At 55.8% G+C, this 25,840-nt stretch carries 20 protein-coding genes; 10 read left to right on the forward strand and 10 right to left on the reverse strand.

The window, feature by feature from the left end; all coding sequences use genetic code 11:
• Positions 1–37: 37 nt before the first annotated feature.
• A complete protein-coding gene (locus tag ACHZBS_RS17210; RefSeq protein WP_319407752.1) occupies positions 38–985 on the reverse strand; it encodes a universal stress protein in 948 nt (315 codons plus the stop codon).
• A gap of 346 nt (positions 986–1,331) precedes the next feature.
• Here ACHZBS_RS17210 and rsxC point away from each other — a divergent pair, with 346 nt between their 5' ends.
• The 6 genes from rsxC to ACHZBS_RS17240 all read left to right on the forward strand — a co-directional run bounded on the left by rsxC (position 1,332) and on the right by ACHZBS_RS17240 (position 6,993).
• Entirely contained in the window at positions 1,332–2,696 is a 1,365-nt protein-coding gene (gene rsxC, locus ACHZBS_RS17215; protein ID WP_319407753.1) for an electron transport complex subunit RsxC, read from the forward strand.
• A 10-nt stretch (positions 2,697–2,706) separates the two neighbouring features.
• The gene (locus ACHZBS_RS17220) at positions 2,707–3,729 is read left to right on the forward strand and encodes an RnfABCDGE type electron transport complex subunit D (protein WP_319407754.1); all 1,023 of its coding nucleotides are present in this window, start codon (positions 2,707–2,709) and stop codon (positions 3,727–3,729) included.
• A 215-nt stretch (positions 3,730–3,944) separates the two neighbouring features.
• Complete coding sequence (locus ACHZBS_RS17225) at positions 3,945–4,634, forward strand: FMN-binding protein (RefSeq protein WP_319407755.1); 690 nt, start codon at positions 3,945–3,947, stop codon at positions 4,632–4,634.
• On the forward strand, positions 4,627–5,247 hold the full coding sequence (gene rsxE / locus ACHZBS_RS17230; protein ID WP_319407756.1) for an electron transport complex subunit RsxE: 621 nt from the start codon (positions 4,627–4,629) through the stop codon (positions 5,245–5,247). Before ACHZBS_RS17225 ends, rsxE begins: the two co-directional genes overlap by 8 nt.
• A gap of 10 nt (positions 5,248–5,257) precedes the next feature.
• Complete coding sequence (locus ACHZBS_RS17235) at positions 5,258–6,094, forward strand: Rnf-Nqr domain containing protein (protein ID WP_319407757.1); 837 nt, start codon at positions 5,258–5,260, stop codon at positions 6,092–6,094.
• Positions 6,082–6,993, forward strand: a complete 912-nt coding sequence (locus ACHZBS_RS17240) for an RnfABCDGE type electron transport complex subunit B (protein WP_319407758.1) — start codon at positions 6,082–6,084, stop codon at positions 6,991–6,993. Before ACHZBS_RS17235 ends, ACHZBS_RS17240 begins: the two co-directional genes overlap by 13 nt.
• Positions 6,994–7,161: 168 nt before the next feature.
• On the opposite strand, the gene gdhA is transcribed toward ACHZBS_RS17240, so the two are convergent.
• The 7 genes from gdhA to ACHZBS_RS17275 all read right to left on the reverse strand — a co-directional run bounded on the left by gdhA (position 7,162) and on the right by ACHZBS_RS17275 (position 16,441).
• The gene (gene gdhA, locus ACHZBS_RS17245) at positions 7,162–8,511 is read right to left on the reverse strand and encodes an NADP-specific glutamate dehydrogenase (RefSeq protein ID WP_319407759.1); all 1,350 of its coding nucleotides are present in this window, start codon (positions 8,509–8,511) and stop codon (positions 7,162–7,164) included.
• Positions 8,512–8,642: 131 nt separating this feature from the next.
• Positions 8,643–11,126, reverse strand: coding sequence for a PEP/pyruvate-binding domain-containing protein (locus ACHZBS_RS17250; RefSeq protein WP_319407760.1), 2,484 nt, complete (start codon positions 11,124–11,126; stop codon positions 8,643–8,645).
• A gap of 97 nt (positions 11,127–11,223) precedes the next feature.
• Entirely contained in the window at positions 11,224–11,613 is a 390-nt protein-coding gene (locus ACHZBS_RS17255) for a response regulator (RefSeq protein ID WP_319407761.1), read from the reverse strand.
• Between the two features lie 190 nt (positions 11,614–11,803).
• Entirely contained in the window at positions 11,804–13,387 is a 1,584-nt protein-coding gene (locus ACHZBS_RS17260; RefSeq protein WP_319407762.1) for an FMN-binding glutamate synthase family protein, read from the reverse strand.
• A gap of 284 nt (positions 13,388–13,671) precedes the next feature.
• Entirely contained in the window at positions 13,672–14,427 is a 756-nt protein-coding gene (locus ACHZBS_RS17265; protein ID WP_319407763.1) for a GAF and ANTAR domain-containing protein, read from the reverse strand.
• 80 nt (positions 14,428–14,507) lie between these two features.
• The gene (locus ACHZBS_RS17270; RefSeq protein WP_319407764.1) at positions 14,508–15,653 is read right to left on the reverse strand and encodes an NAD(P)-dependent oxidoreductase; all 1,146 of its coding nucleotides are present in this window, start codon (positions 15,651–15,653) and stop codon (positions 14,508–14,510) included.
• 35 nt (positions 15,654–15,688) lie between these two features.
• A complete protein-coding gene (locus ACHZBS_RS17275) occupies positions 15,689–16,441 on the reverse strand; it encodes a 16S rRNA (uracil(1498)-N(3))-methyltransferase (RefSeq protein WP_319407765.1) in 753 nt (250 codons plus the stop codon).
• A 135-nt stretch (positions 16,442–16,576) separates the two neighbouring features.
• On the opposite strand from ACHZBS_RS17275, the gene ACHZBS_RS17280 reads away from it, so the two are divergent.
• Positions 16,577–17,227 carry a metallophosphoesterase gene (locus ACHZBS_RS17280; protein WP_319407766.1) on the forward strand — a complete coding sequence of 217 codons (651 nt, stop codon included), beginning with the start codon at positions 16,577–16,579 and terminating at the stop codon, positions 17,225–17,227.
• A 138-nt stretch (positions 17,228–17,365) separates the two neighbouring features.
• Here the strand turns inward: ACHZBS_RS17280 and ACHZBS_RS17285 are convergent, their stop codons facing one another.
• Positions 17,366–18,514 carry an HRDC domain-containing protein gene (locus ACHZBS_RS17285; protein WP_319407767.1) on the reverse strand — a complete coding sequence of 383 codons (1,149 nt, stop codon included), beginning with the start codon at positions 18,512–18,514 and terminating at the stop codon, positions 17,366–17,368.
• A gap of 135 nt (positions 18,515–18,649) precedes the next feature.
• On the opposite strand from ACHZBS_RS17285, the gene thrS reads away from it, so the two are divergent.
• The 3 genes from thrS (at position 18,650) to fdhF (ending at position 24,301) form a co-directional block, all read left to right on the forward strand.
• Complete coding sequence (thrS, locus tag ACHZBS_RS17290; RefSeq protein ID WP_319407768.1) at positions 18,650–20,566, forward strand: threonine--tRNA ligase; 1,917 nt, start codon at positions 18,650–18,652, stop codon at positions 20,564–20,566.
• 128 nt (positions 20,567–20,694) lie between these two features.
• Positions 20,695–21,081: a VanZ family protein gene (locus ACHZBS_RS17295; RefSeq protein ID WP_319407769.1), complete on the forward strand. Its 387-nt coding sequence runs from the start codon at positions 20,695–20,697 to the stop codon at positions 21,079–21,081.
• Between the two features lie 451 nt (positions 21,082–21,532).
• A complete protein-coding gene (fdhF, locus tag ACHZBS_RS17300) occupies positions 21,533–24,301 on the forward strand; it encodes a formate dehydrogenase subunit alpha (protein ID WP_394708008.1) in 2,769 nt (922 codons plus the stop codon).
• Between the two features lie 104 nt (positions 24,302–24,405).
• On the opposite strand, the gene ACHZBS_RS17305 is transcribed toward fdhF, so the two are convergent.
• On the reverse strand, positions 24,406–25,728 hold the full coding sequence (locus ACHZBS_RS17305; protein WP_319407770.1) for a (Fe-S)-binding protein: 1,323 nt from the start codon (positions 25,726–25,728) through the stop codon (positions 24,406–24,408).
• Between the last annotated feature and the right edge of the window lie 112 nt (positions 25,729–25,840).

Here is a 25,840-nt window from a genome sequence, read left to right on the forward strand (position 1 = left end):
GTTGAAAAGCAGATGAGAAAAATGTCGAAATCGATCCCTATATCACCCACACCGCCAACTCGTCGGCCAGTTTAAGTACCTGGTCGCTGACCCGTCCGATGAAGAACTCATCGATAAACGTGACCAGCCCCCGGCGGCCGACGACAATGCTTCCGGAATTATTTTCTTTGGCTTCCTTAACGATGTGGGTGGCCCGGTCCCGGTCCACGGCATGAATTCTAAGGGCGATTCGCTCCGAAGGAAATCCCTCGGCCAACAGCCGGGTGCGGGCCTCTTCCAATTGCTCGCCTATTTCCAGGTTCCCGGTTACAATCCGACTGGTGCAATTGTCTATCGCGAAATACGCATTGTCTCCGGGCCAGAATTTTTTTTCGCTGCCGATAATGCTGTACAGCTTCAGTTCGTGTCCCGACGCGCCGACCAGGGCGCCGACGCACACCACGCCCTTCATGGCCCCATGAGTGCCGTCAAAGGCAACCAACAGGTTTTTGGCATCGGGCTTGCCTCCCACCACCACGATGGGAATGTGCTTGATCTTGGCCACCAGTTTCATGGCCGTGCTTTTGATCAGCCAGTCTTTGAACCGGCTCCACCCGACTCGCCCCACGACAACGGCATGGTATCCATCGTAGGATTCCCTGATGATATCCTGGGTAATTCCCAGTTTTTTGGCAGGGGTCTTGACGGTGATGGCCGATTCGGGGAAGCCCTTTTGCTTGAAATAGACCATGGCACTGTCCATGGTGTTCGAGATTTCCATTTTCTGCTCGGTGGCCCATCGCTTCAGGCCGGTTACCCGGCTTTTGTAGTGAGGGTAAGCATCCAGATCGGAAAAAAGCTCGAACAATTGGACTTGCACATGGAAGAGCACGATGTGAGTTCGATCCGGCGGAAAAACGCCGGCGGCATAACGAATGGCCCGTAGCGACTGCTCGCTTCCGTCCACTGCAACAAGAATTTTATGGGGGGGGGGACTTTCCGGCACGCAAAACCTCCTGGATTACTTTTATAGATGGTCGGGAGAATAAGCTTATTTCTCATTATCTGTTCGAATAATATCCCTTCAACGGCCGCCCGTCAACATCGGAAACCATTCGCTATCATCGCCATCGGTGTGAACTCGGAGAGAACTCAGAACATCAACTGCCGGCGGGTCCTCAATATGGCCCGGGGGATATTTTGGGGCTTGACATTACCCACAGAAAAGAACATAAATTCAAAAAAAGGTGGAACGCTCGGTTTGCTGAAAGATTTCTGTTGCGGAAATCTTTTTTGTATTTGGGGATGATGAAAATGACATATACAAAAAAAATGAAATTCATGGCGCGATCATGGCACTGAAACTCCATGGCTTTGAAGGCCGCGGCACCTTTGCCCACGGGATCCATCCGCCGGATCGCAAGGCGCTGTCCAAGGATGCGCCGATTCGGGTGATGCCCACGCCGGATGCAGTAGTGTTGTCCCTTCACCAGAACATCGGCGGCCCGTGTGAACCGCTGGTCAAACCCCGCCAGACGGTAGCGTGGGGAGAAACCATCGGAAAGGGCACCACATTTGTTTCCACCACGCTGCATGCGTCGGTGCCCGGCATTGTCCAGCGGCCGATGCGGGTGACCCTGGCCAATGGCCGGCACATGGATACCTTGCCCATCCAAGCGCAAGGAGAGATCCCGTCGGGTCAGGCGCTGTGGGAAGACATTTTCGGCGGCGACTGGCCCAGCACGGGGCTGGATGGTTACGATCCGGCCCAGATCAGCCGCAATATCAATGATGCCGGACTGGTGGGCCTGGGCGGGGCGGCCTTTCCCACCCATGTGAAGATCATGCCCAGCGACAAGAAACCCATTCACACCCTGATCGTCAACGGCTGCGAGTGCGAGCCCTATCTCACGTCCGACTACCGGCTCATGGTGGAGGCACCGGCCCCAATCGTTACCGGCGCTCTGCTGGCGGCTCGCAGCCTGGGGGCCAAATGCATCGTCATCGGTGTCGAGGACAACAAGGCGCCGGCCATCGCGGCATTGAAAAAGGCGGCGGCAGGCACCGGCATTCAGGTGGCCGTATTAAAAACCAAATACCCCCAGGGCAGTGAAAAACATTTGATCCAGGCCGTGATCAATCGCCAGGTGCCCCTGGGCGGATTGCCATCGGATGTGGGGGTGGCCATCAGCAATGTGGGCACCATGGCTGCCGTGGCACGGGCCGTGATTCACAAAAAGCCCCTGACGCATCGGGTGATCAGCGTCACCGGCGGCGGCATCGTCAATCCGTCCAACGTGCTGGCCCCCATCGGCGTTTCCTTCGGCGCACTGGTCGATTTTTGCGGCGGCCTGAGGCCCGATGCCGCCCGTATGGTCGCTGGCGGTCCCATGATGGGATTCGCCTTTACCAATCTCGACACCCCGGTCACCAAAGGCACCAGTGGGCTTACGGTGATGAACGGGGATGAAGTGACGGCCGGCGAGGAGACGGTCTGTGTGCGCTGCGGTAAGTGCGTGGATGTATGCCCCATGCGGCTGGTCCCCACCAAAATTGCCATGGCCTCCCGGCATCAGAACATCTCCCTGTCGCGTCGATACAATATCATGGCCTGTTTCGAGTGCGGCTCCTGTGCCTACACCTGTCCGGCCCACATTCCCCTGGTTCAGTTAATCCGCGCCGGAAAGGCTCGGGTGGCGGCAGCGGACCGGGGCTGACAACGCGGCCATGGAAAATAATGCAAACATGCAGGGAAAAGAAGTGAATCCTGAAGTGAATTCTATTGAACAAACCGAACCGGCAGCGCCGGTGATCCATGTATCGCCGTCTCCCCATCTGGTTCAGACCTCATCCAGCACCCGACGGATGATGGTGGACGTGCTGATCGCCCTGGCGCCGGTGGTGGCCATGTCCCTTTTTGTGTTCCGGGGCTTCGCCCTGTTCCAGCTGGCCGTCTGCCTGGGTGGGAGTCTGCTGGCGGAACTGCTTTTCGTGAAGATGCGCGGGCGGCCGTCGACCCTGAAAGACTGCTCGGCCGTTGTTACCGGCATCATCCTGGCCATGTCCCTGCCCGGCACCGCACCCTGGTACGTGGGCGGGATCGCCGCCTTCGTGGCCATCGGCATCGGCAAGATCATTTTCGGCGGGCTGGGCATGAACCTGTTCAATCCGGCCATGGTCGGGCGGGCATTCGTCATGATTTCCTTTGCCGGCGCGCTGGCCGCATCGGGATTCGAAGACGCGCGCAGCGTCGTGGACGCCATTTCCCAGGCCACCCCCATGAACGCCTATAAGATGAACGGCGTGGTCGCACCGCTGGCCGACCTCTTCTGGGGAACCACCAACGGCAGTTTGGGTGAGACCAGTGCCGTGGCCTGCCTGCTGGGGGGACTTTATCTGCTCATCCGGCGCACCGCTTCTTGGGAGATCCCGGCGGGGATGCTCCTGGCCGTTCTGGTGGTCGGCGGAATGGCCGATTTTGCCGGCCCTGCGGACGGATGGACGGTGCTGCACCATATCCTGGGCGGATCGCTGCTTTTCGGGGCGTTTTTTATTGCCACGGATCCGGTTACCAGCCCCTTGACGCCCAAGGGTAAATTTATTTTCGGTCTGGGCATCGGCATGCTGATCATGCTGCTGCGCCTTTTTTCCGGCTACCCGGAAGGGGTGATGTTTGCGGTGCTGTTGATGAACGCCCTGACCCCGCTGATCAATCGGTGGACCATACCGACGCCCTTTGGTGGTCAATAATTGGAAACGGCATCTTGCGCGGCCCAGGCCGGCGTTCTCGTTGTATTGAGCACGCAGTGAAGCTTCAGCGCTATCCTCGACGTAGCGCTGCTACGCCTGCGGTTTCAATTTCGCTGCGGCCTTGGCCTGAACCACAAGCTACCGCTTCCAGGGTAAAGTATACCGACAAGTAACTACTTTTCTCCTGCGCATCTTGATGTAGGAATTTTAATGCTATGAATATCGACGATGAAAAAAATAAGTCCGCTGGCGGATGGCGATCGAGCAATCTCGTTCAGGCCTGGCTGGTTCTGGTATTGGCCGTGGGGTTCGGCGTTTCTCTGGCCGGTGTGCAACTGGTTCTGGGGCCGGTGATCGAGCGCAACAAAAACAATGAGACCCTGGAAAAGGTTCCCGAGCTGGTGCTGGGAAAGGCCTTAGCCGCCAAGATGGCCGGTGAAGACCAGACCCTGGAGATCGTTCCCCGGCAGGTGACCGTCAAAAAGCCGCAGCGGGATAAATTTTACAGTGTTTACGCGGCGCGCTACCAGGGTGTCCTGAAAGGGTGGGTGGTGAAAACCAAAGGCCAGGGGTATGCAGACGCCGTCGAGCTGCTGCTGGGGCTTTCCCCAGACCTGACGACCATCACCGGGTTGTTTGTCCTGGATCAGAAGGAGACTCCCGGACTGGGTAACAAGATTATTACCGACAAATGGCGGGGCCAGTTCATCGGCGCGCCGGCAGACCGTGCGTTGGTGGTGGTTAAAACCGGCGCCGATCAGCCCGGTGAAATCGATGCGGTGACCGGCGCCACGATTTCGTCCAAAAGGGTGACCGCCATGATCAATACGGCCATCGGCGATCTGCGAAAACCGCTGACCGCGGAGCCGGTCGCTTCCGAAAAGGGGGGCAGGGAAAATGGCTGACCAACCGACCGCCACGGAGCGGTTTATCCAAGGCATCCTGCCGGAGAACCCGGTTTATCGCCAGCTCTTGGGATTATGTTCCACCCTGGCGGTGACCAACAGCCTTATGGCGGCCGTCACCATGGCCGGGGCCGTCGGATTTGTCCTGCTTTGCGCCAACGTGATCATCAGCCTGATCCGCAACCTGCTTAAGCCGCATCTGCGCATCGTGGTCTTCACGTTGACCATCGCTACCTTCGTCACCATCGCGGACCGGGTGTTGGCGGCTTATCTCTACCAGATGAGCAAAACCCTGGGACCCTATATCCCGCTGATTATCGTCAACTGCATCATCATCTGCCGCTGCGAGGTGGTGGCCTCCAAGCAGAGCCCGGTCGTTGCCGCGGCCGATGCCATCGGCCAGAGTCTGGGCTTCGGTCTGGCACTGGTCAGCATTGCCGCCATCCGGGAGATTCTGGGTACCGGCTGTCTTTTCGGGCTGCGGGTCATGCCGGCGGTCTGGCCGGACTGGGTGATCATGGTGCTGCCTCCCGGCGCGTTTCTCACCTTCGGCCTGCTGCTGGGAACGGTCAACTGGATTAGCGCCCGTAAGGACGCCACAAAGAAAGCATAAAAGGCTCTCTATGAATTATCTCATCGATATCCTGTTCATCGCCTTAGGGGCGGCTCTGATCAACAACTTCGTCCTTTATTATTTCGTGGGTATCTGCCCGTTCATCGGCGTCTCCCGGCATGTGGGAATGGCGGTGGGCATGGGCGCGGCGGTAACCTTCGTCATCACCATCGCCGCTTTCATTTCCTGGGCCATCACCACTTTCGTGCTCATGCCCGGCGCACCGGTCACCCGGCTGGCGGCGAGCCTGTTCATGCCGGCCGACGCAGCCGCCCGGGTGGACCTGACGATTTTGAGCTACATCGTCTACATTTTTGCCATCAGCGCGTCCGTCCAGTTTGTAGAGATGTACGTGCGCCGGTTTTTTCCTCTGCTTTACAAGGCATTCGGCGTGTTTTTGCCATTGATCACCACCAACTGCGCTATTCTTTTTGCCTGCCTGACCATCATGAGCCATGTGGTGGGGGTCGACAACCCGGCGGATCGGTGGGACCTGGGGAGAGCCCTGGCGCTGGCTTTTTTCGGCGGCGTGGGGTTCACCATTGCCATCGTCGTCATGGCCGGCATCCGTGAAGAGCTGGAGATGTGCGATGTGCCCAAACCCTTCCGTGGGGCTGCCATCACCCTTGTGGTGGGAGGCATTCTGGCCATGGCCTTCATGGGGTTCACCGGCGTCGATTCGGGGCTGCGGGAGGTCATGACCGCAAAGCCGGCGGCAACGCAAACAACCACTGTTCCGGCATCGCAGCAAGCCAAGCGCCTTTCACAGGCGCCGAACATTCATGTGCCTTCAACACCGGTTGGGGGTGTTGCCAATCGTCGACGGGGGGAATCATGGCTTGGGTAATTTTAGGACTGGCGGCGACGACCATGCTCGCCATGGCACTGGTGTTGTCCTTCGTATTAGGATGGGCCAACCGGGCCTTCCATGTGGACGTGGACCCGCGGGTGGATGCCGCCATCGATGTGCTTCCCGGTGCCAACTGCGGCGGATGCGGGTATGTGGGCTGCGGTGAATATGCCGAGGCCATCGTGCTGGACGATGCAGCGGTAAACCTGTGTACCGTGGGCGGTAAAAGCTGCGCCGAAGCGCTGGCAGCAGTCATGGGTGTCGAGGTCGCCGTGGGCTATCCCTGGCGTCCGGTGATCCACTGCGGCGCCCACACCGGCGATCGGCTGGGGCGAAGCCCTTACATCGGTGAGCAGCGCTGCGGGCCGGCCAACCTGGTGACCGATGTCCAGGGATGCACGTATGGCTGTCTAGGGTTTGGGGACTGCACCCGGGCATGTAATTTTGACGCGATCCATATTGAAGATGGACTGGCCCGTGTGGATTACGACAAGTGCGTGGGCTGCGGTGCCTGTGCCAAGGTCTGCCCCCGCAACATCATCACCATGGCGCCCTTCAAAAGAGAGCGGATGCTGGTGGTGGAATGCTCCAACCACGATGCCGGAAAGGACGTCAAGGCGGTCTGCAAGGTGGGCTGTCTGGGTTGCCGGGCCTGTGAGCGGACATCGGGAATGTTTACCGTGCAGAATAACCTGTCCACCATCAATTACGACAACTACACTTTAGAAAATCTGGCGTCCGGCCTGACGGCAGCCAAAAAATGCCCCAGAAATCGGCTGGTCTTCGTGGGTATTCCGTCCGATAAAGACATTTTTGCCGTTGCCGGAGAAGAGCTGCCCGATGTGATTGAGCCCGATTTCAAGACCACGGTGGATGATACGGAGTGGAGAGGATAATTGCCGCCCACCGCTTTAAGGCGGCGGTCTGGAATTCCGCTGGGAGAGGCCTTGCAACATCCTCAGAAAGGCACTCCCAGCGGAAAACCGTCCGGTGCATTGTGCGAGCAGGCCATTCGACTTTGCCCACGGCGCACCCGTGAGACTCCGCGAAGGGCGGAAATCTCTTTATACCAGTCCCTGATCGAGCATGGCATTGACCACTTTTACAAAGCCGGCAATGTTGGCACCGATAAAATAGTTTCCCGGTTCTCCATATTCCGCTGAAGCATCTAAGCAGGTTTGGTGGATGCTTTTCATGATGATTTTTAGACGTTCTTCGACCTCTTCTCGGGGCCAGTTGAGCCGCATGCTGTTCTGGGCCATTTCGAGTCCGGAAACGGCAACTCCGCCGGCGTTGGCCGCTTTTCCCGGGGCATAGAGGATTTTCTGGTCCAGGAAATTGTCGATGGCAGCGGGGGTGCAGGGCATGTTGGCCCCTTCGCACACCAGCGTCACACCGTTGCGGATCAGATTACTGGCATCATTTTCGTTGATCTCGTTCTGGGTGGCGCAGGGGAATGCGGAATCTGCCGCATGGTCCCACAAGGGGTTGTGGCCCAGGGTGGAATCCGCTTCAGTATAGACCGCCGCCGAGTACTTATCGATATATTCCCGAATTCGGCCTCTTCTGAGGTTCTTAATGCGTTTGACGTAGTCCAGTTTGTTCCGGTCGATGCCTTCCTCGTCGAATATGTAGCCCGAAGAGTCCGAAAGGGTGACCACCTTGCCGCCCAGATCGATGATTTTTTCAACGGTGTATTGGGCTACGTTTCCTGAACCCGAAACCAGGCAGGTCTTGCCCTCAAGGGTATCATTGCGCGTGGCCAGCATTTCCGCTGCAAAATAGACGGCGCCGTAGCCGGTGGCTTCAGGTCGGATCAGGCTTCCACCCCACCCCAGGCTCTTGCCGGTGAGCACTCCGGTGAACTCGTTGCGCAGCTTTTTGTACATGCCGAAAAGAAAACCGATTTCCCTGGCACCCACACCGATATCGCCTGCCGGCACATCCGTATTGGGCCCGATGTGGCGGAAGAGTTCCGCCATGAAGTTTTGGCAGAACCGCATCACTTCATTGTCGGATTTACCTTTGGGGTCGAAGTCGGAACCTCCTTTTCCCCCACCCATGGACAAGGTCGTGAGTGCATTCTTGAATACCTGTTCGAAGGCCAGAAATTTGAGAATACTCAAATTGACGGAGGGGTGGAAACGAAGCCCTCCTTTATAGGGACCGATGGCGCTGTTCATTTCGATTCTGAATCCCCGGTTGACATGCACCATTCCCTGATCATCCATCCAGGGTACCCGAAACATGATCACGCGTTCGGGTTCCGTGATTCTTTCAAGAACAGCGTTGTGCCGATATTCAGGGTTTCGATCCAAAACCGGCTTGACCGACTCAATGACCTCGTGTACCGCTTGTTGAAATTCCTTTTCAGCGGGATCTCTGGCTTCGATCGTTTTCAGGATGTCTGACATAAATACCTCCTTTTAAAATGTTGATGAATGGAAACGCTCACTGAGTTTGCGAAAGAAATGTTGCCTGGTGAAACATGAACCGGAGAAACGCGGACGGCTTAGCAGCGATGGCTGCTGCTGGCCATGGCGGTTCAATCGGGTTTGATCATGACGCATCGGGACGCTTTCCCGTCAATTTTAATGGTCATGGGGCGATCCAGACGGACATGTCGCATAAAGGTCGTTTCCCGAATTACCGGAAGCCCATTGAGCCAGTGCCAATCCCAAAAATCCTCCGAGCCTTCGGTGACCGTGATGTAAAAAACGCCCTGTGATGTAATATTCTGAAAAAAATGAGATCCCTGGGATGGGTCGGCCTTCAATTTGTCATTTCTCAGTTCAATGATCGCCCCTACCCCTGAGATGTGCTGCCATTGAACCGGGATGCCCAGCCAGCGGTCGGAGGACCCCCATCGTCCGGGGCCTGCGAGCAGGTATCGGCGATTTGATTTGATCAAATCGGCGTTCATCTGGCCGATTTCGGCTGCCATCTGAACAGTCGCCTCCGCCTTGAAGGCATCCGGTTTTACATAGATGACGTCTGCGATTTCCTCATTTTTCCCATTTCCTAAAGCCTGTCGGGAACGGCAGACCGCCTTGCTGATATCCTCGGAATCGATCTGAACCTCGAAACGGTCATTGCCTGCCACCATGGGCCTGATTTGGAGGAAGTTGAAAACGGTCTTTTTCCCGGTAGGTGAACCCAGGTTAACCGAAAACTCAATTTCCACCGGGCACCCCATCCCTTTTTTCCCCAGGTCCTGCATGTCCATGAGCAATTCGGGCAGCGGGAAAGTTCCATATTTGAGAACCTGGGCGAAGGTCAGCACCTTGGTACCATTTACGGTACTGGTATCCCGGATGCGATGTTCATCGGGGACATAGGTACTGGCCAACGAAATGACGGGATATTCCTTCTGGGCATCATTCAGATCCCGTCTTTTCAAATTACCGTGTCGTTCGAAGTTCAGCGTCTCCGGATAGTTGCTGATCTGCAAAGCATAAAAATGGCGCTGGGAATTTTTCAGGATATCATCGACCATCGAGAACTGGGGAAGAATAGTCGGATACTTGGGGGAAAACCGAAGGGTTTTCTCCCCTTCGACCACCGTTTTTCCAAGTCCCAGGGCAATATGGACAATGCCTTCTTCAGGCATCATCGGCGCAATCGGATAGAAATTGTGAGATTGGGCCACCCCGGAGATAGCGGGGTAGAAAAAATCGCCGTAGGCGTCGCCGGCAAGTTCCTGGACGATCACGGCCATTGCCTCTTCCTGGGGGTTGTTGGACGTCGATCTGGCGAAGGCCCGGGGACCTTCGTAATACGTGGATGCGTAGACTATTTTTACCGCCGTCAAGAGGTGATCGAGCCGTCTGCTGAACGAAGAATGATTGTTGGGGATCATAACCGTCTTATACAACCCGGCATAGGGCTGGAATTGGGCATCCTCCAGCAGGCTGGAAGAACGTATGGAAAGGGGGGTGTTGACCTGTGACAGGTAGACTTTTAGGTCGCTGACCAGTCGATCCGGCAATTCGGCGCTGAGAAAACGTTCCTTTATCTTTTCATCGGGGACCGACTGGTTGGCCAACCCTTTCAGGTTGTTCATCTGAATGAACGCCTCGAAACTGTCCGTGCTGATAACCAGTGTCTTGGGAATCCTGATGTGGACGTCGGGATACTTTTCATAAATCCCCATGTTCTGGTGCAACAGTGCGGCCATAAAGGCCAGGCCGCGCGCTTTGCCGCCCAATGAGCCATGGCCGATTTTGACGAAATCCATTATTTCCGCGTCGAAGGATTTCTTGTTGAACTTGGCGACGACGCCCTTTTGCTGCCATTTACGCATGTCATTGATGCTGGAGATGATGTAGCCACGCAAGGATTCGGCATCATTGAAATCACTGGCCTTGACCTCTCTGAATTTAGACGCAAGGGCAATTTCGGACCGGCCCATGATCCAACTGGAAAAATGGTTTCGCCGGGCATGATACCATAAGGATTCATCGGGTATCCGTGGCAGCTGCGCCTGGAGCGATCGAAGATCTGCGGCCCTGGCGATTTCCGTTCCGTCAGGTTTGCGGAAGATGAAATCCCCGAAACCCAAATCGTTCATAAAAAAATCGTGCAGCTCGGACAGCAGGTGGGGGGAGTTCTTGTCGAGGAACACCGCTGGTATGCGCATGGCGAGGTTGCGGTTTCCCGGTTCGGAACTGAGCAGCACCATCGGCAGATCCGAAATGTCCTTTTTAATTTGGGAAAGCAGCAGAAAACCGGCGTTTTCAGTCAATGTGCCATTTTTTGGGATTCGGGTGTCGGAGATGATTCCAAGCAGATAGGATCGGTACCTGCCATAGAGCGTTAATGCATCTTCATAGGTGTTGGCCAATAGTATTTTAGGCCTGGAACGCATCCTCAGCAACCGATGTTCTTCATTCAGACCGACACCGAGAACGGCCTGGGTCTGCTTGACAACTTCTTTGTATATCAGCGGCAGGAACGATGAGTAGTAGACCGGTGAGTCTTCCACCAGAATCAATACTCTAACCTTGGCATTCAAGGTATCGTTGGACACATTCAGATGATCTTCGGTATTTTTAACCAGCGCCAGGAGCAGATCCGAATTGCCTGACCAGATGAAGACCTTGTCGATGCCGCTGCAATCTCTGTTCTCAGGCAGCGGAAAAAACGCCTCGGGGCGTATGGCTCAGCAGAATGACGGGCAGGGTTGGGTGGGCATGCTTGATCTTTTTGGATAGGGAAAAGGCATCCATCTCCTCCAGCTGGGGTGTGGTAATGACCAGGTCAAACTTTTTCCGCCCAAGAATCGAAAGGGCTTCCAATGCCGAGGCGGTTTGGGTGACTCGTGGCGGGTGGCTTAAGTTCAACCCACTGTATTCATTTATTATACGAGATGCAAGACTGCCATCTTCCTCCATGATGAAGGCATCGTATGGGCTTGACACCAAAAGGATTTCCTTCACCTTTATGGCCATCATTTCGTGGAACAGCTTGAAATGGGAATAGAATTCAGGGGGGATCGGGGTCTCAGTTACAATCATGCGGCCTCGTTTAAGGTATCGATTGACCCGATGTGGTTAATCATCCACGAAAAATTGGAAAAAGGTATAATTTATTTATATAACTGATACTAAAAAAATATGCAAAATATGAGTATGACTGATGAAATAAAAAAGGGGCGGTAGGGTACCGCCCCGTGTGGGCATTCGTGCTTTCTGTGAGCCAAGCCCATCAAGCATCGATGATCCGGAGGGCCTCCTCCCGGTAAGCATCCATCACATAGGGAATTCCCGTTACCTTTGCGCACTCGTCGGTCAGCGAAAAGATGTCGTTTCTGGAAATGTATTCCACCTTCCAGTTTCTAGCGCCGGCCATAATTTGTTGGAGGCCGACCTTGATCTTGTCCACCGCACTGAAGATGCCTACTGCCCCGAGGGGAAGATTGGCCACTTCAGAGCCGTATTTTTCCTTGAGCACTTCATAATTCATGAAGATCTCTTCCTTGGTCGATCCAAACGCGGATACCGTCGACGGGAGCCCGCCCTGTTCGCCCCGCAACCATCGCTCTGTGTTTTTTCCGACCATACCGGGAATCATCAGGGCCCGCCCCATGCAGACGGCCTTGCAATAGGGGGCACCGAGGGCCAGCGCCTTGAACACATGATCCTCCGATGAAAAGCCGCCGGCAAAGGCGATGTCCGGTACCGGTTTTCCCTGCTTGGCCAGGCGGTCGCACAGTTCGTACGCCATGGAATGCAGATAGATGGATGGAACACCCCATTCGCACATCATTCTCCAAGGGCTCATGCCCGTGCCGCCCGGCGCCCCGTCTATGGTCAGCAGATCGATCTTGGCATCACTGGACCAGCGGATGGCCATGGCCAGTTCCCGCATAGGATAGGCACCGGTCTTCAGGGTGACCCGCTTGGCGCCCATCTGGCGCAGCCGTTCCACTTCTTTCATGAACCCTGCCTGATCAATGAACCCCAATCGCGAGTGCCGTTCGAACTGTTTCAGGGGACCGGCCTTGAAGGCAGCCTGGAACGCCGGGCTTTCCGGATCCGGGGTCACTATATAGCCGCGTTTTTTCAGTTCAATGGCTCTCTCCAACGAGTTGACCTTGATTTCACCGCCGATGCATTTGGCCCCCTGGCCCCATTTCAGTTCGATGGTTTCGACCCCGAGCTTCTCAATGACGTATTCCGCCACGCCGTTGCGTGTGTCTTCCACGTTCATCTGGACCAGGATGTCACCGTACCCTTCATGATACCGACGGTACTCTTTGACCCGGCGATCCATTTCCGGCGATTTGGCCACTTTCCCGTTGGCGTTGAATTCAAGCTCCGGATCGATCCCGCATACGTTTTCCCCGCACACCAGGGTAATGCCGCTGATGGCCGCCCCAATGGCAAAATGCTTCCAGTTCTTACGGGCAATATCCGTGCTGCCGAGGGCTCCTGTGAAAATCGGTACCTTCATTTTCACCTTGCTGTCGACGCCGAAGGCAGTTTCCGTGTCCACATTGGGGAAGGTTGCCATATCCGGGTTCGGCTCGATTCCTTGTGCGCCCAAAGCATAGCCATTGATGTTCAGATGGGAATAGTCAACGGGATAATCCTTGTCGGCACCGGCGGTGATGCTGCCGAACGGTTGGGGATACAGCAGCTCCCGGCCTCGAAATGTGGCGCGGAACAGATCGCAGTTGCCTTTGCAACCGTCGATGCATCGGCTGCATATCCCCGACTGGGGGGCGACATTGCGGGAACGATTTTTTGTTTCAAGTGCCTCGTTTGCATTGGGTCTCTGAAGATTCATTTTTCCATTCCTCAACCGTTAAGAGTTCAACCGCAATTCGAACCATTCGAATCCCGGCCATCCATGTTTTTTTTGAGAAACCAATAAAAAAGGCGGCGTTTCCTCGCTGAGGAAGCGCCGCCTTATCAAATGCGCAAAAAGGCATCCTTCCCCTGATACAGGACAACGGACGCCTTTGTCGGTTGTATAGCCATTGCACACACCGTTGTGTGCAACGCCAATCATTCTTTGACTGACCGATATCAGCGGAAATGGTTAATGTCAATAATGAAGTTAAGTATAACTTATTTATTTTCTTTTTTCAGGGCGTGGGGAATGCTCGAGTAGTATCCCAAATCCTCTGACAGCAAGATTGCTTCGGCAACCTCGCGCATCGATTTGCGGCTATCCATGCTTCGCTTCTGGATCCACCGAAACGCGCTGTTGACATCCAGGCTCCGTCGGCGAATCAGGATTTCCTTGGCCCGTTCGATGAGCTTGCGCGTTTCCAATTCCTCCTGGATGATCTTGGCCTTGAGCATCAACTCCGTATTCATGATGGCCACTGCTGCCTGGTTGGCTACCGCCGTCAGCAGGTTGATCTCGGTATGGGAGAACGTATGCGGGATTGCGGTAAAGCAGTTAAGCACACCGATGATTTTCTCATTTTTTAGCTGGAGCGGAACTCCGACCATAGAGATCAACTTGAGCTTGCGGGCCATCTCCTTTTCTTTGAATCGTTTGCTGCAAAGCACGTTTTTGATGGTGATGGGGCGTTTGGTTGTGACCACAACCCCGACAACCCCTTCGTTGAGATTCAGGGAGCGGTCTTTGATGTATTCCGGATCGATGGACTGGGTAGCCTTGAGCCTTATTTTAGCCGGCTTTTCATTCTCATCGATGAGCCACAGGGAACATATTTCCACACCGGTGACCTTGGCCGTGACCATGACGATGAGTTTGAGCAGATCTTCCAGAAACAGATCCGAGGTAATGGCCCGGCTGATGTCCGTGAGGGCTTTGATATAACCCTCGTAGATGGTTGGGTCGACCTTTTCCATGGCTAAACGGTTACCTTGTCAACGATAAATTTTCAATGGTTGGTTTGCGGCCATACCCGATGGACATGCGATTGGAAAAATTATTCCCGTTTCCCGAGCCATCCCAGCGCCCCGGCATTGACGATGCTCGGAATGGCGTGGGGCGGATCGTCTTCGAGAAAGGGCAGGATGCCCGGCTGTTGCCAGAGCGGGTACCCGCTGAGGAGGCCGGCCACATTGCAGGCCGCCAGGGTGGCCATGCCTTCCCGAGTCCAGCGCGTGGCCGAGGCGATGTGTGGCACAATGACCACGTTGTCCAATTCGGCCAGGCCGGGGGCCGTCTCCGGTTCGTGTTCGAACACATCCAACCCGGCGCGAAAATCCGGATGGCGGCGACAGTGGTCGACCAGAGCCGCTTCATCGACCACCGGGCCGCGGCTGGTATTGATCAGGATGGCATCGGGTTTCATCAACGCCAACCGCCGGGCATCGATGAGGTGGTGGGTGGTTTCGTCCAGCACCGTGTGAATGCTTACACAGTCCGCCGTTTCCAGAAGCGAATCGACGGATGCGGCACGACGGCAGACCACGGGTGATTGGTGTTGGGTCACCCGAAAGCGATTGTAGCCGGCGACAAATGATTCCAGACCGGTGTTGGCGGCAAGGTCATGATAGATCACCTGCATGCCGTGGCCCTGAACCATCATTCGGGCGAAGGCCGAACCGATTCTGCCGGCGCCGATGATTCCCAGGGTTCTGCCTTGCAGCAGGGTCCCTAAAAAAAGGTCGGGAAGCCAGCCGGTGTAGCGACCGGCGCGCAGGTATCGCTCCGCCTCCCCCACCCGTCGTGCGGCGGCGAAGGTGAGGGCCACGGCCATCTCTGCGGTGGTTTCGGTGAGCACGCCCGGCGTGTTGCCTACCGGAATGCCCGCCCGGGTGGCCGCCTCCAGATCCACGTTGTTGTAGCCCACGGCATAATTGCTGTATGCGATGCCTCCGGCGGCTTTGAGCGCATCGAAAAGGGTTTCATTCCACGGTTCGGTCAGTTGTCCGATGCCACCGTCACATCGGCTGCCGATGGCCGCCTTGATGGTTTCGGTGTCCAGAACCGCTGTACTGTGGCAGACTTCGATGCGGCAATCGGCAGCGATGAGAATATCAAGCCATCGTCGGCCGGGAAGCGCTTTGGTGACGATGACGCGAAAGGTTCCTTCAGGATTATGGATCTGCCAGGGGGGCTGACTCATTTTTTTCTCCGGTTCAGGATCGTTTCCGTTAGCGGTCACTGGGTGATGCCCATATCTCCAAAGCGATACTGCACCAGGGTGCAGGCGGCCAGGGTGGCGGTCTCCGCCCGAAGAATACGGGGGCCCAGACCCGTAGTGAAAAATCCGTGCTCCCGGGCCCGCTGAATTTCGCCCGGCTCGAAGCCGCCCTCCGGGCCTATCACAACCGTTATTTTTTTTGGCTGGGGCGGAGCCGTTCCCGGAATTTCAAACGCCTGCGGTGCGCCTTCCCAGAAGATGATTTTGAGATCGCTGTCGGCCGATGCCGTCAGCATATCGTCGAAATTGCCTGCCGGCATTATTTGGGGAACCTGTCCGCGCCGGCACTGCTTGACCGCTTCAATGGCAATCTTCTCCCATCGCTCCAATTTCGTCACCATGCCTTTTTTGCCCGGCACGGGTACCGACCGGGCTGCATAAAAAGGCATCCAGCGATCGATACCCAGTTCAGTCAATTGACGGATCAGGTCGTCCATCTTGCGGTCCTTGAGAATTCCTTGGGCCATGGAGATCTGGACGGACGATTCGGACAGCATCGGAAACGACTCCTTGATAATGAATGAAACCCGCTTGGGGGAAGCCGAAACGATCTGCGCCAGGTATCCGTTTCCGGTGCCGTCAAAGAGTTCCACGATATCACCGGCGGACAGGCGAAGCACCCGGTAGATGTGGCCGGCATCCGAGCCGGAAATTTCCGGGTGCGGATGGTTGACCATTTCCGGTGCGATAAAAAATCGTCTCAGGGACATGGGATTGCTTTCCGCCTGCCGAATGAAAGGAATGACAACGATTCATTCTGATTTCATCAAATCCGTTTACCTGTCAAGGCAATTATTATAGATTAACCCATCGTCGATCGCTTCTGCGGAAAGGTGAACCGAAAGATGCTGATTTATGCTGCAGCCGATATCCACGGCCATGGAGAACGGATTCGAAGTATTGAAAAGCAGGTCACCATCCACCGGCCGGATTTGCTGGTCCTGGCCGGGGACATCTCAAGGCGCCGGCAGCCGGATGTCATGCTTGATGGATTGAGTCGATTGGATTTACCGGTGCTGCTCATCCGGGGAAACAGTGATTGCCGAGATATAGGGCGACGACTGCAATCGTTTCCGCGGCTCCGATCCATTCATCTGTCTGCGGCACGTTTTGGCGGCGTCGATTTTGTCGGCATCGGGGGCACCCTGCCGCTGCCCTTTCATTCCCGATTAGGCTTCAAAGAGACGGAAGCCGTGACCCGGGTATCCGCCATGTTACAGGACTACAGTGTGCTGGTGGTCCACCCCCCGCCTTACGGCATCAGGGATCGGGTGCTGGGTAAATTCCACGCGGGAAGCCGGGCCGTCAGACGGCTGGTGGACCGCTGTTCACCGGCGCTGGTCATCTGCGGGCATATTCACGAACAGGCCGGTGTGGAAAGCCTTGGGAAGACGATCGTGGTCAACTGCGCCATGGGGCGGTCCGGCGGCGGCGCACTGATTCGCTATGACGGCCGATCAGCGCCGGTTTGTCGGATGCTGCCGCCTGATCCATGACCCGCCGTGTATTCGAGGTTGAAAGCCCAATCCGCGGGTTGGATGACTGCGCAAGATCATTCCACCGAAAAAAAACCTTGCCGGTGCATGCTTAGGCCTGCTGATAGACAGGGGCCAATCAACGTCGATGGTATGGTTTCAGGGCAGGGCGGATAAGGTTTTCAGGACCTCCACGCCAAAGGCCTCCACCTGCCAGTTGCGGATACCCTCGACCTCTCGCAGACCCGGGATATCCGAAGGCTTGTGAACGGCAATAGCGGTCATCAGGGCTTTATTGAACAGCAATGTGGGATCGATATCCAACCGGTCGGCCAACTGATCGCGCCAGGTCTTGATGGCCCTGATCCGTTCGGGCACCGTGGGTGACACAGGTTTCCGCCGTTTCCGCGGATAGGTGGGCAGGTCCTTTGCATCCATGGCGTTGGCCTTTTTTACGATGGCAGCTAATGATTTGCCGTAAATACGGATCTGTTTGGTGCTCAGGCAGTGGGCCGACTCCATGGCCTGAGGGCTTTCGGGCATGTCGGTGGCGATTTTCAGCATGGCGGTATTGGAAAAAACCTTGAACAGGGGACGGTCCTTTTTTTCGGCCAGTTCCCGGCGATATTGCAACAGCCCCTCCAGTGCGGCCAGGTTGCGCCGCGGCAGGCGACCGGCGCCGCGGAACCGAAGGAACAACGGATCGCCGCCGTTTTCCATCGGTCTGACCTCGGACAGGTAATCGCACTCCTCCTTGACCCAGTTCAGACGCCCTTTTTCTTCCAATTCATCCATGAGCAGACGGGCCAGCGGGATCAGGTGATACACGTCTGATGCAGCGTATTCGATCATGCCGTCGGGCAGGGGGCGTTGAGACCAGTCTTTTTTCTGGTAGCGTTTGTCCAGTTGAATGCCGAACCTCTTGTTGACCACTGCCCCCAGGCTGGTCTCCCGTTCGCCCATGAACATGCTGGCCAGCTGAGTATCGAACAGGTTGTTGATCTCGATAGAAAAATCGCGGTAGAGGGAACGTACGTCATAGTCCGAACCATGCAACACCTTGCAGATGTCCTTGTTCATGAATATGGGGGCCAAGGGTGAAAGGTCGTTGACTTCAAGGGGATCGATGACCACATTCTCACCGTTGCCGGCCATCTGCACCAGGCAGACTTTTTCCTGGTAGTGAAACATGGAGTCCGCCTCAAGATCCACGGCAAGGATTTTCTCATGACTGATCCGGTCGACAAATTGTTTCAGTTCGACCGGCGATCGGATGAGGCGGAAGGAAGGATCGGTGACGGCATTCATATTTTTTGCTTGACCCGGAGAGGGTTTTTCCCTACTTTTCATAAGTTGTTTTTTTATCACTGAATTATTGGGGAACCGTTGATTTTCCATTGTTGACCTAATGCACAACCTTTTTACGGAAGGCAGATAAAAAAAATGATTCATATCACACTTCCCGATGGAAGTCGAAAACCCTTTGAGGATTATCCCACGGGGATGGTTGTGGCCAAGAGCATCTCCGAAGGCCTGGCCCGGGATTGCGTGGCCATGGAAATAGAAGGCAACCTGGTAGACCTGAACCGGACCATCATGCAGGATGCCGCCGTCCGGCTGATCACTACCCGGGATCCCGAAGCGCTGGAAATCATGCGCCATAGCGCCGCTCACGTCATGGCCCAGGCGGTGATGAATCTCTACCCCCAGGCCAAACTCACCATCGGGCCGGTGGTGGAGGACGGTTTTTATTACGACATCGATATGGAGCCACTCTCCGAGGAAGCCTTCCCCAAGATCGAAGCGGAAATGAACCGCATCATCAAAGCGAAGATTCCCGTCGAACGCCATGAGGTGTCCAAAGCCGATGCCCTGGAATTTTATAAGGAGGAACCCTACAAGACGGAGATGATTTCCGACCTGGCCGACGGTACCATCTCCTTCTACAAGCAGGGCGAGTTTACCGACCTGTGTCGGGGACCGCATGTGCCGCACACCGGGTTCGTGCGGGCGGTCAAACTGATGCGGGTATCCGGTGCCTACTGGCGGGCGGACCAATCCAAGGCTCAGCTTCAACGGATCTATGGCACTGCCTTTTTCGACAAAAAGCAGCTCAAGGCTTATCTCAACTTTCTCGAAGAGGCCAAAAAACGCAACCACCGCAAGATCGGTGCGGCCATGGACTTGTTCAGCTTTCATGACGATGCACCGGGTATGCCCTTTTTTCATCCCAAAGGCATGGATGTGTGGAACGCCCTGCTGGATTTCTGGCGCGACGCCCACCGGGAAGCCGGATACGTGGAGACCAAGACGCCCATCATCCTCCAGCGCACGTTGTGGGAGAAAAGCGGCCACTGGGAGAACTATCGTGAGAACATGTACACCACCGCGGTGGATGAACAGGCATACGCCATCAAGCCCATGAACTGTCCCGGCGGTATGCTGCTTTACAGCACCCGGCCGCACTCTTACCGGGAACTTCCCATCCGCGCGGCAGAGATCGGCTTGGTGCATCGGCACGAGCTGTCCGGCGTGCTCAACGGATTGTTCCGGGTCCGGGCCTTTCACCAGGACGATGCCCATCTTTTCATGATGCCGGAACAGATCCAGGATGAGATTATCGACCTGCTGAGGCTGGAGGAGCGGGTTTATAGTCAATTCGGTCTCGGTTTTCATCTGGAGCTCTCCACCCGGCCGGAAAAATCGATCGGTACCGACGAGCAGTGGGAACTGGCTACCGACGGACTTCGCTCAGCGCTGGATGCTTACGGCCAGGAATACCGTATCAACGAGGGAGACGGCGCCTTCTACGGCCCCAAGATCGACCTGCATATCAAGGATGCCCTGGGGAGGACTTGGCAGTGTGGCACCATTCAGCTGGACATGAGCCTTCCCGAGCGGTTCGACCTGACCTATGTGGGAAAAGACAATGAAAAACACCGGCCCATTATGCTCCACCGGACGGTGTTCGGTTCCATCGAGCGGTTTCTGGGAATTCTTATCGAACACTTCGAAGGCAAGTTCCCCCTCTGGCTGGCGCCGGTTCAGGCCGTTTTGTTGCCAATCAACGATGACCTGATCCCCTTTGCCCAGGATGTCGCCAAAACCATGACCACCTCGGGCCTTCGGGTTGAGGTGGATGACCGGACGGAAAGCCTCAACCGTAAAATTCGTGAAGCCCAGCTGGCCAAGACGCCGCTGATTCTGACTTGCGGTGCCAAAGAACAGGAGGCCGGCACCATATCCGTTCGCACGCTGGACGGCACGGTTCGCTACGGTATCCCCATGGCCCACTTTATGAAACAGGTGACGGCCCACGTGACTGGCAGACGGTTGAACCTGGATATGTTCGACGAATAGTCCAATGCACAACTGCCACTGCAGCCATCCCCGGAATCCCCGGAAGGCTGCAGCGGCTTTCCCAAGGCCTTTCCTGCTGCTCCATGAAAACCGCACCGAAAATTTTTTTTTTATACTGGATGCCGGTAGTGGCTTTATGCGCGGCGATAATTGTCCAATCCAGTTTTCCGTCGCCCGATTTCGGTCCCTCTTTTCCCCTGAAAGACAAAGTGTTGCACATGGCTGCTTACGGAGCGCTGGCATTGCTTCTTTACCGGGCATGCCGGGCGACCTGGCCGGGTCGACTATTCCCGGCACAGTTGCTGGTGCTCAGTGTCTGCTTTGCCACCCTTTTCGGCATCAGTGACGAAGTCCACCAAGCGTTCGTAGCGACGCGTCAGGCCGACGTGATGGACGGGGTCGCGGATTTTGCGGGCAGTATCGTGGGTGCCTTGGTATATCTGTTGATGACTTCGCGGGGGGACGGAGCTGGTTTTCGAAAACGGGTCGGCGATTGCGATAATCGCCCCAAATAAAATGAAAACTATTTGATAAAATATGTTTTATAAGTTTAGCGAACCCTTTTTTTGAACCGCGACAGCGAGCGCGTTCCCCGCCGCTTGCGAGAGGGGCGGCCAGGGAACTGAAGATCGATTTTTTATCCTTACGATAAAGCCTCCTCGCGGCTTGCTGCGGAGAGGCTTCAATTATTGCTGATTGGTATTCCCGGATTGACAATAGGGTCGATTTTCTATAGAAAAAATAGGCTGGTGCCTGATCCTAAATTGCATCTTTTGGCTCAGACCTGGGTTCTCGCGATGTTGAAATCCTCAACGCAGATTTAATGGGCCTTCGGTTTCAACATTCTTGCGGCATCGGACCGAACCCCAAGCTATCATTTTATGGATGGATACCAAGCGGATAACAGGCGATTGCATCGCATCCTGAGCCACCGCCAACGGACCCTTCCCTAAGGAGCATCTGAATATGGAACAGACGAACCTGATGGTGATCAACGGAAACGAGCTTCCCATTGAACCGGGGGATACGATCCTGGATGTGGCCCGGCGGGGCCACATCGATATTCCGACCTTGTGTCACTTGAAGGGAACTACGCCCACCGGCGCCTGTCGGATTTGCGTGGTTGAGGTCAAGGGGGCCCGGACACTGCTGCCGGCCTGTTCCACTCCCGCCTCTCCCAACATGGTGGTGCGCACCGAATCGCCGGAAGTGGTGGCATCGCGAAAAGAGATTCTGCGACTCATGCTCTCCTCGGGCAATCACAATTGTGCCGTTCGTGGACGGGACGACAGCGACTGGACCCAATTTCAGTTGGGGGTCGAAAAAGATGACGGCAGCGACGGATTGTGTCCGGTATGGGGAGACTGCCGGCTTCAGGATTTGGCCTACCGCTATCAGGTGACCGGCGAGGGCTTTCAGGGGACCCCGTCCCGCTATCCCATGGAGACGGTCAATCCCTTTATCGTTCGGGATTTTTCGCGCTGCATCCTGTGCGGGCGCTGCGTTCAGGCCTGCAACGAGGTGCAGGTGAACAATGCCATCAGCTTTGGCTACCGCGGTGCGGACACAAAAATCATCGCTGCCGGCGACCGGCCGCTGAAGGATTCCGATTGCGTCTTCTGCGGCGAGTGCGTGCAGGTCTGCCCGGTGGGTGCCCTGGTGGAAAAGGATGTGCGTTACCATGTTCGGCCCTGGGAAACCCAGAAAACGAAAACCACCTGCGGCTATTGCGGGGTGGGTTGCCAACTCTACCTTCACGTCAAGGAAAACCGGGTGGTGAAGGTCACCGGTGTGCCGGATGTTGCTCCCAATCACGGCAGCCTCTGTGTCAAGGGACGTTTTAGTTTCAATTTCATCGGCAGTGATGAGCGTTTGACGGACCCGTTGATCAAGGAAAACGGGGTGTTTCGCAAAGCCACATGGGACGAGGCGATCGACCTGGTGGCACAAAAGCTTAAAAATACCCGCGACACCCATGGCGGAGACAGCATCGGCCTGCTCACCTCGGCGCGCATTACCAATGAGGAGAACTATATCGCCCACAAATTTACCCGGGCGGTGCTTAAAACAAACAATATCGATCATTGCGCCCGTCTCTGACATAGCTCCACCGTGGCCGGTCTGGCCGCAGCTTTCGGAAGTGGCGCAATGACGAATACGATCGCCGATATCGAGGAGGCAGACGTTATTCTCGTGACCGGCTCAAATACCACGGAAAATCATCCCGTGCTTTCCACTTTTGTAAAACGGGCCGTTACCCGAAAGGGCGCCACCCTCATCGTAGTGGATCCACGCCGCATCAAGCTCACGGAATTTTCAGAGATGTGGCTACGGCCCAATCTGGGAACCGACGTGGCCTGGATCAACGGGATGATGAACGTCATTATCCAGGAGGACCTCCACGATAAAACGTTTGTCGAAGAACGCACGGAAAACTTCGAAGCCCTGAAAGCAGTCGTGGCTAAGTATACCCCGGAGCGCGTAGAGACTATTACCGGTATTCCGGCCCAGCAGCTCGTCGATGCAGCGCGGCTATACGCCAAGGCTCCCGCGGCCAGTATTCTTTATTGCATGGGGATCACCCAGCACACCACTGGTACGGACAACGTCAAATCCCTGGCCAATCTGGCCATGCTTTGCGGAAACATGGGCATCCGGGGCGGTGGAGTCAATCCCCTGCGGGGCCAGAATAACGTCCAGGGGGCCTGCGATATGGGGGGGCTTCCCAACGTCCTCACCGGCTATCAGACGGTGGACAACCTGGACGCCATTAAAAAAATGGAACGGGCCTGGAACGTCACCGGCCTGCCCACGAAACCGGGGCTTAAGGTTACCGAGATGGTGCCCAAAGCACACAGCGGAGAACTCAAGGTCCTTTACATCATCGGCGAGAACCCCCTGGTGTCCGATCCTGACCTGAACCATGCCGAAAAATGTTTCAGCAATTTGGAGTTTCTGGTGGTTCAGGATATCTTTCTCACCGAGACCGCCAGGATGGCGGACGTGGTGTTTCCCTCCAAGTGCTTTGCCGAGAAAGACGGTACGTTTTCCAATACGGAGCGGCGGGTGCAGCGGGTGAGAAAGGCGGTGGACCCGCCGGGATTGGCCAAGGATGACTGGAAGATCCTTTGCGAGATCGCCACACGCATGGGTTATCCAATGTCCTACAAGGACAGCGAAACCATTTTCAACGAACTGGCCGGCGTCACCCCCTCCTATGCGGGCATCAGTTATGCCCGTATCGAACACGAGGGTCTCCATTGGCCCTGTCCCACTCCGGAACATCCCGGAACGCCTATTTTACACGGCGCCCAGTTTACCCGCGGAAAAGGGATGTTTCATGCCCTCGAATGGATTGCCCCGGCGGAAGTGGCCGATGACGACTACCCCATGTACCTGACCACCGGCCGGGTTCTCTATCACTACCATACCGGTACCATGACCATGAAGACCGAGGGTTTGAACGAACGGGAGCCGGAGTCCTTTGTGGAGATCACGCGGGGCGATGCCCAGGGCATGGGTATTGAGAATGGTGATCGGGTCACCATTGCTTCCCGACGGGGAGAAATCAAAGCCATGGTCCGGATTTCCCGAAAAGCCGTGGCCGGAACCGTTTTCATTCCCTTTCATTTTGCCCTATCGGCAGCCAACAAGCTTACCAATGCAGCTCTTGACCCCATCTCCGGCATTCCGGAGTACAAGGTGTGTGCGGTGAAACTCTCCAAGGGAGTATAAAGGGGTGGGGATAAACTCCGTTCCTTTGGACCATACCTAATGAAAAAAGGCCGGTGCCCCGTTTTAGGGCTACCGGCCTTTTTGGTTTCGTTTCGAACAACGGTTTACATATTCGATGACTCGGGGTGGAACACATCCACATCCTTAAGGTCGTCACCCAGGTACTCGCGCTCGTTCGGACCGAGGATTCCCAGGGAGAGACAGAGCAGGGTCCACAGATGAACGGTCTGCCAGGGGTGATCCAACTGGTCACTCAGATCGTGGATCTGCGCGTGGCAGTTGTGGCAGGGGGTGATGGCGTAGGCCGCCTTGGTGGCCAGAATCTGGTCGGCCTTGAGCTTGCCGTAGGCTCGGCGTTCGTCCGGGAATCCGGATTGCAGGAAGCCACCGCCGCCACCGCAGCAGAAGTTGTTGGAGCGGTTGGGGTGCATGTCCACGAAATTCTCTTCGCCGACCACGGATTTGACCACGAAGCGCAGATCTTCAGCAACGGGGTCGCCAAAGGACTTTCGCACCAGCTGGCAGGGATCCTGAACGGTGAACTTGATCTTGCGCTCCTTGTTCCACGCGGAGCTGGGCTTGAGCTTGCCCTCGCGGATCCACTGAGCGTAATATTGAATGATGCTTTTGATTTCGAAGTTGGGTTCGAGGTTGAATTTTTTCAGTCCGGCCCGGACTGCAAAGAGTTCGTGCCCTCACTCCGTGTTGAGCCAGACCTTGCAGCCCAGATCCTCCACGGCTTTTTTCTTTACCTCGACAATATGTTTCCAGCTCTCATTGTCGCCCAGAAACATGCAGTAGTTTTCGGCGGCCCAGCCTTTGGTTCCATAGGTCCAGTCGGCCCCCACCAGGTGCAGGATCTTCCACAGCGGCACCATTTCGTCGGGTTCGGTGACCGGTTCGCGGGAGTTCTGATTCAGGAAAAATTCGGCGCCCTGCTTGTTGACGGGAGCCTTCATTTCCGCGAACTCGGGTTGGGCTTCCTGATACTCTTCGAGGACATCTTCCACGACAAACTGAAAGTCTTCTTCCGTGGCTCCCATGGCGCTGCAGGTGTCGTTGCGCAGGGCCATGTCGCAGGATCCCAGGATGCCCTTGGGACGCTGGTCACGGGGCCACTGGGCCCGGGTATTGAAGACCAGCTGGGGGATGTCGATTTTCATGGGGCAGACATAGACGCAGCGCTGACACATGCTGCACATCCAGACCCATTTGGTACTGAGCACTTCTTCATCCATGCCCAGAGCCGCCATCCTTAAAAATTTTCGGGGATCCATTCCCTCCAGACCCGTTGCCGGGCAGCCCGATGAACAGGCGCCGCAGGTCAGGCACAGGTTCAGGTTTCCCCCTTCCGGGAGAATCTCCTTTACCTTGTCGATGAAAACGGATCGTTTCTTTCCACCGAGCTTGATCGCTTCATCAGCCATACTGTTAGTTCCTCCGTTGTTGGTTAACCACCGACGATTCTATTTTTGATAAAAATGATCAGGTTAGTATTTATTTCCGAATCAGGCGTAAATTACAAGGAAAAAATTGAAA

Origin of the sequence: uncultured Desulfosarcina sp. (assembly GCF_963664155.2) — a bacterium.
GTDB lineage: Bacteria > Desulfobacterota > Desulfobacteria > Desulfobacterales > Desulfosarcinaceae > Desulfosarcina.

Excerpts from the sequence above, each read along its gene's own strand:
- rsxC (WP_319407753.1), top strand. The coding sequence starts at position 1,332 with ATGGCACTGAAACTCCATGGCTTTGAAGGCCGCGGCACCTTTGCCCAC.
- ACHZBS_RS17220 (WP_319407754.1), top strand. The coding sequence starts at position 2,707 with ATGGAAAATAATGCAAACATGCAGGGAAAAGAAGTGAATCCTGAAGTG.
- ACHZBS_RS17225 (WP_319407755.1), top strand. The coding sequence starts at position 3,945 with ATGAATATCGACGATGAAAAAAATAAGTCCGCTGGCGGATGGCGATCG.
- rsxE (WP_319407756.1), top strand. The coding sequence starts at position 4,627 with ATGGCTGACCAACCGACCGCCACGGAGCGGTTTATCCAAGGCATCCTG.
- ACHZBS_RS17235 (WP_319407757.1), top strand. The coding sequence starts at position 5,258 with ATGAATTATCTCATCGATATCCTGTTCATCGCCTTAGGGGCGGCTCTG.
- ACHZBS_RS17240 (WP_319407758.1), top strand. The coding sequence starts at position 6,082 with ATGGCTTGGGTAATTTTAGGACTGGCGGCGACGACCATGCTCGCCATG.
- gdhA (WP_319407759.1), bottom strand. The coding sequence starts at position 8,511 with ATGTCAGACATCCTGAAAACGATCGAAGCCAGAGATCCCGCTGAAAAG.
- ACHZBS_RS17255 (WP_319407761.1), bottom strand. The coding sequence starts at position 11,613 with ATGATTGTAACTGAGACCCCGATCCCCCCTGAATTCTATTCCCATTTC.
- ACHZBS_RS17260 (WP_319407762.1), bottom strand. The coding sequence starts at position 13,387 with ATGAATCTTCAGAGACCCAATGCAAACGAGGCACTTGAAACAAAAAAT.
- ACHZBS_RS17265 (WP_319407763.1), bottom strand. The coding sequence starts at position 14,427 with ATGGAAAAGGTCGACCCAACCATCTACGAGGGTTATATCAAAGCCCTC.
- ACHZBS_RS17270 (WP_319407764.1), bottom strand. The coding sequence starts at position 15,653 with ATGAGTCAGCCCCCCTGGCAGATCCATAATCCTGAAGGAACCTTTCGC.
- ACHZBS_RS17275 (WP_319407765.1), bottom strand. The coding sequence starts at position 16,441 with ATGTCCCTGAGACGATTTTTTATCGCACCGGAAATGGTCAACCATCCG.
- ACHZBS_RS17280 (WP_319407766.1), top strand. The coding sequence starts at position 16,577 with ATGCTGATTTATGCTGCAGCCGATATCCACGGCCATGGAGAACGGATT.
- ACHZBS_RS17285 (WP_319407767.1), bottom strand. The coding sequence starts at position 18,514 with ATGAATGCCGTCACCGATCCTTCCTTCCGCCTCATCCGATCGCCGGTC.
- thrS (WP_319407768.1), top strand. The coding sequence starts at position 18,650 with ATGATTCATATCACACTTCCCGATGGAAGTCGAAAACCCTTTGAGGAT.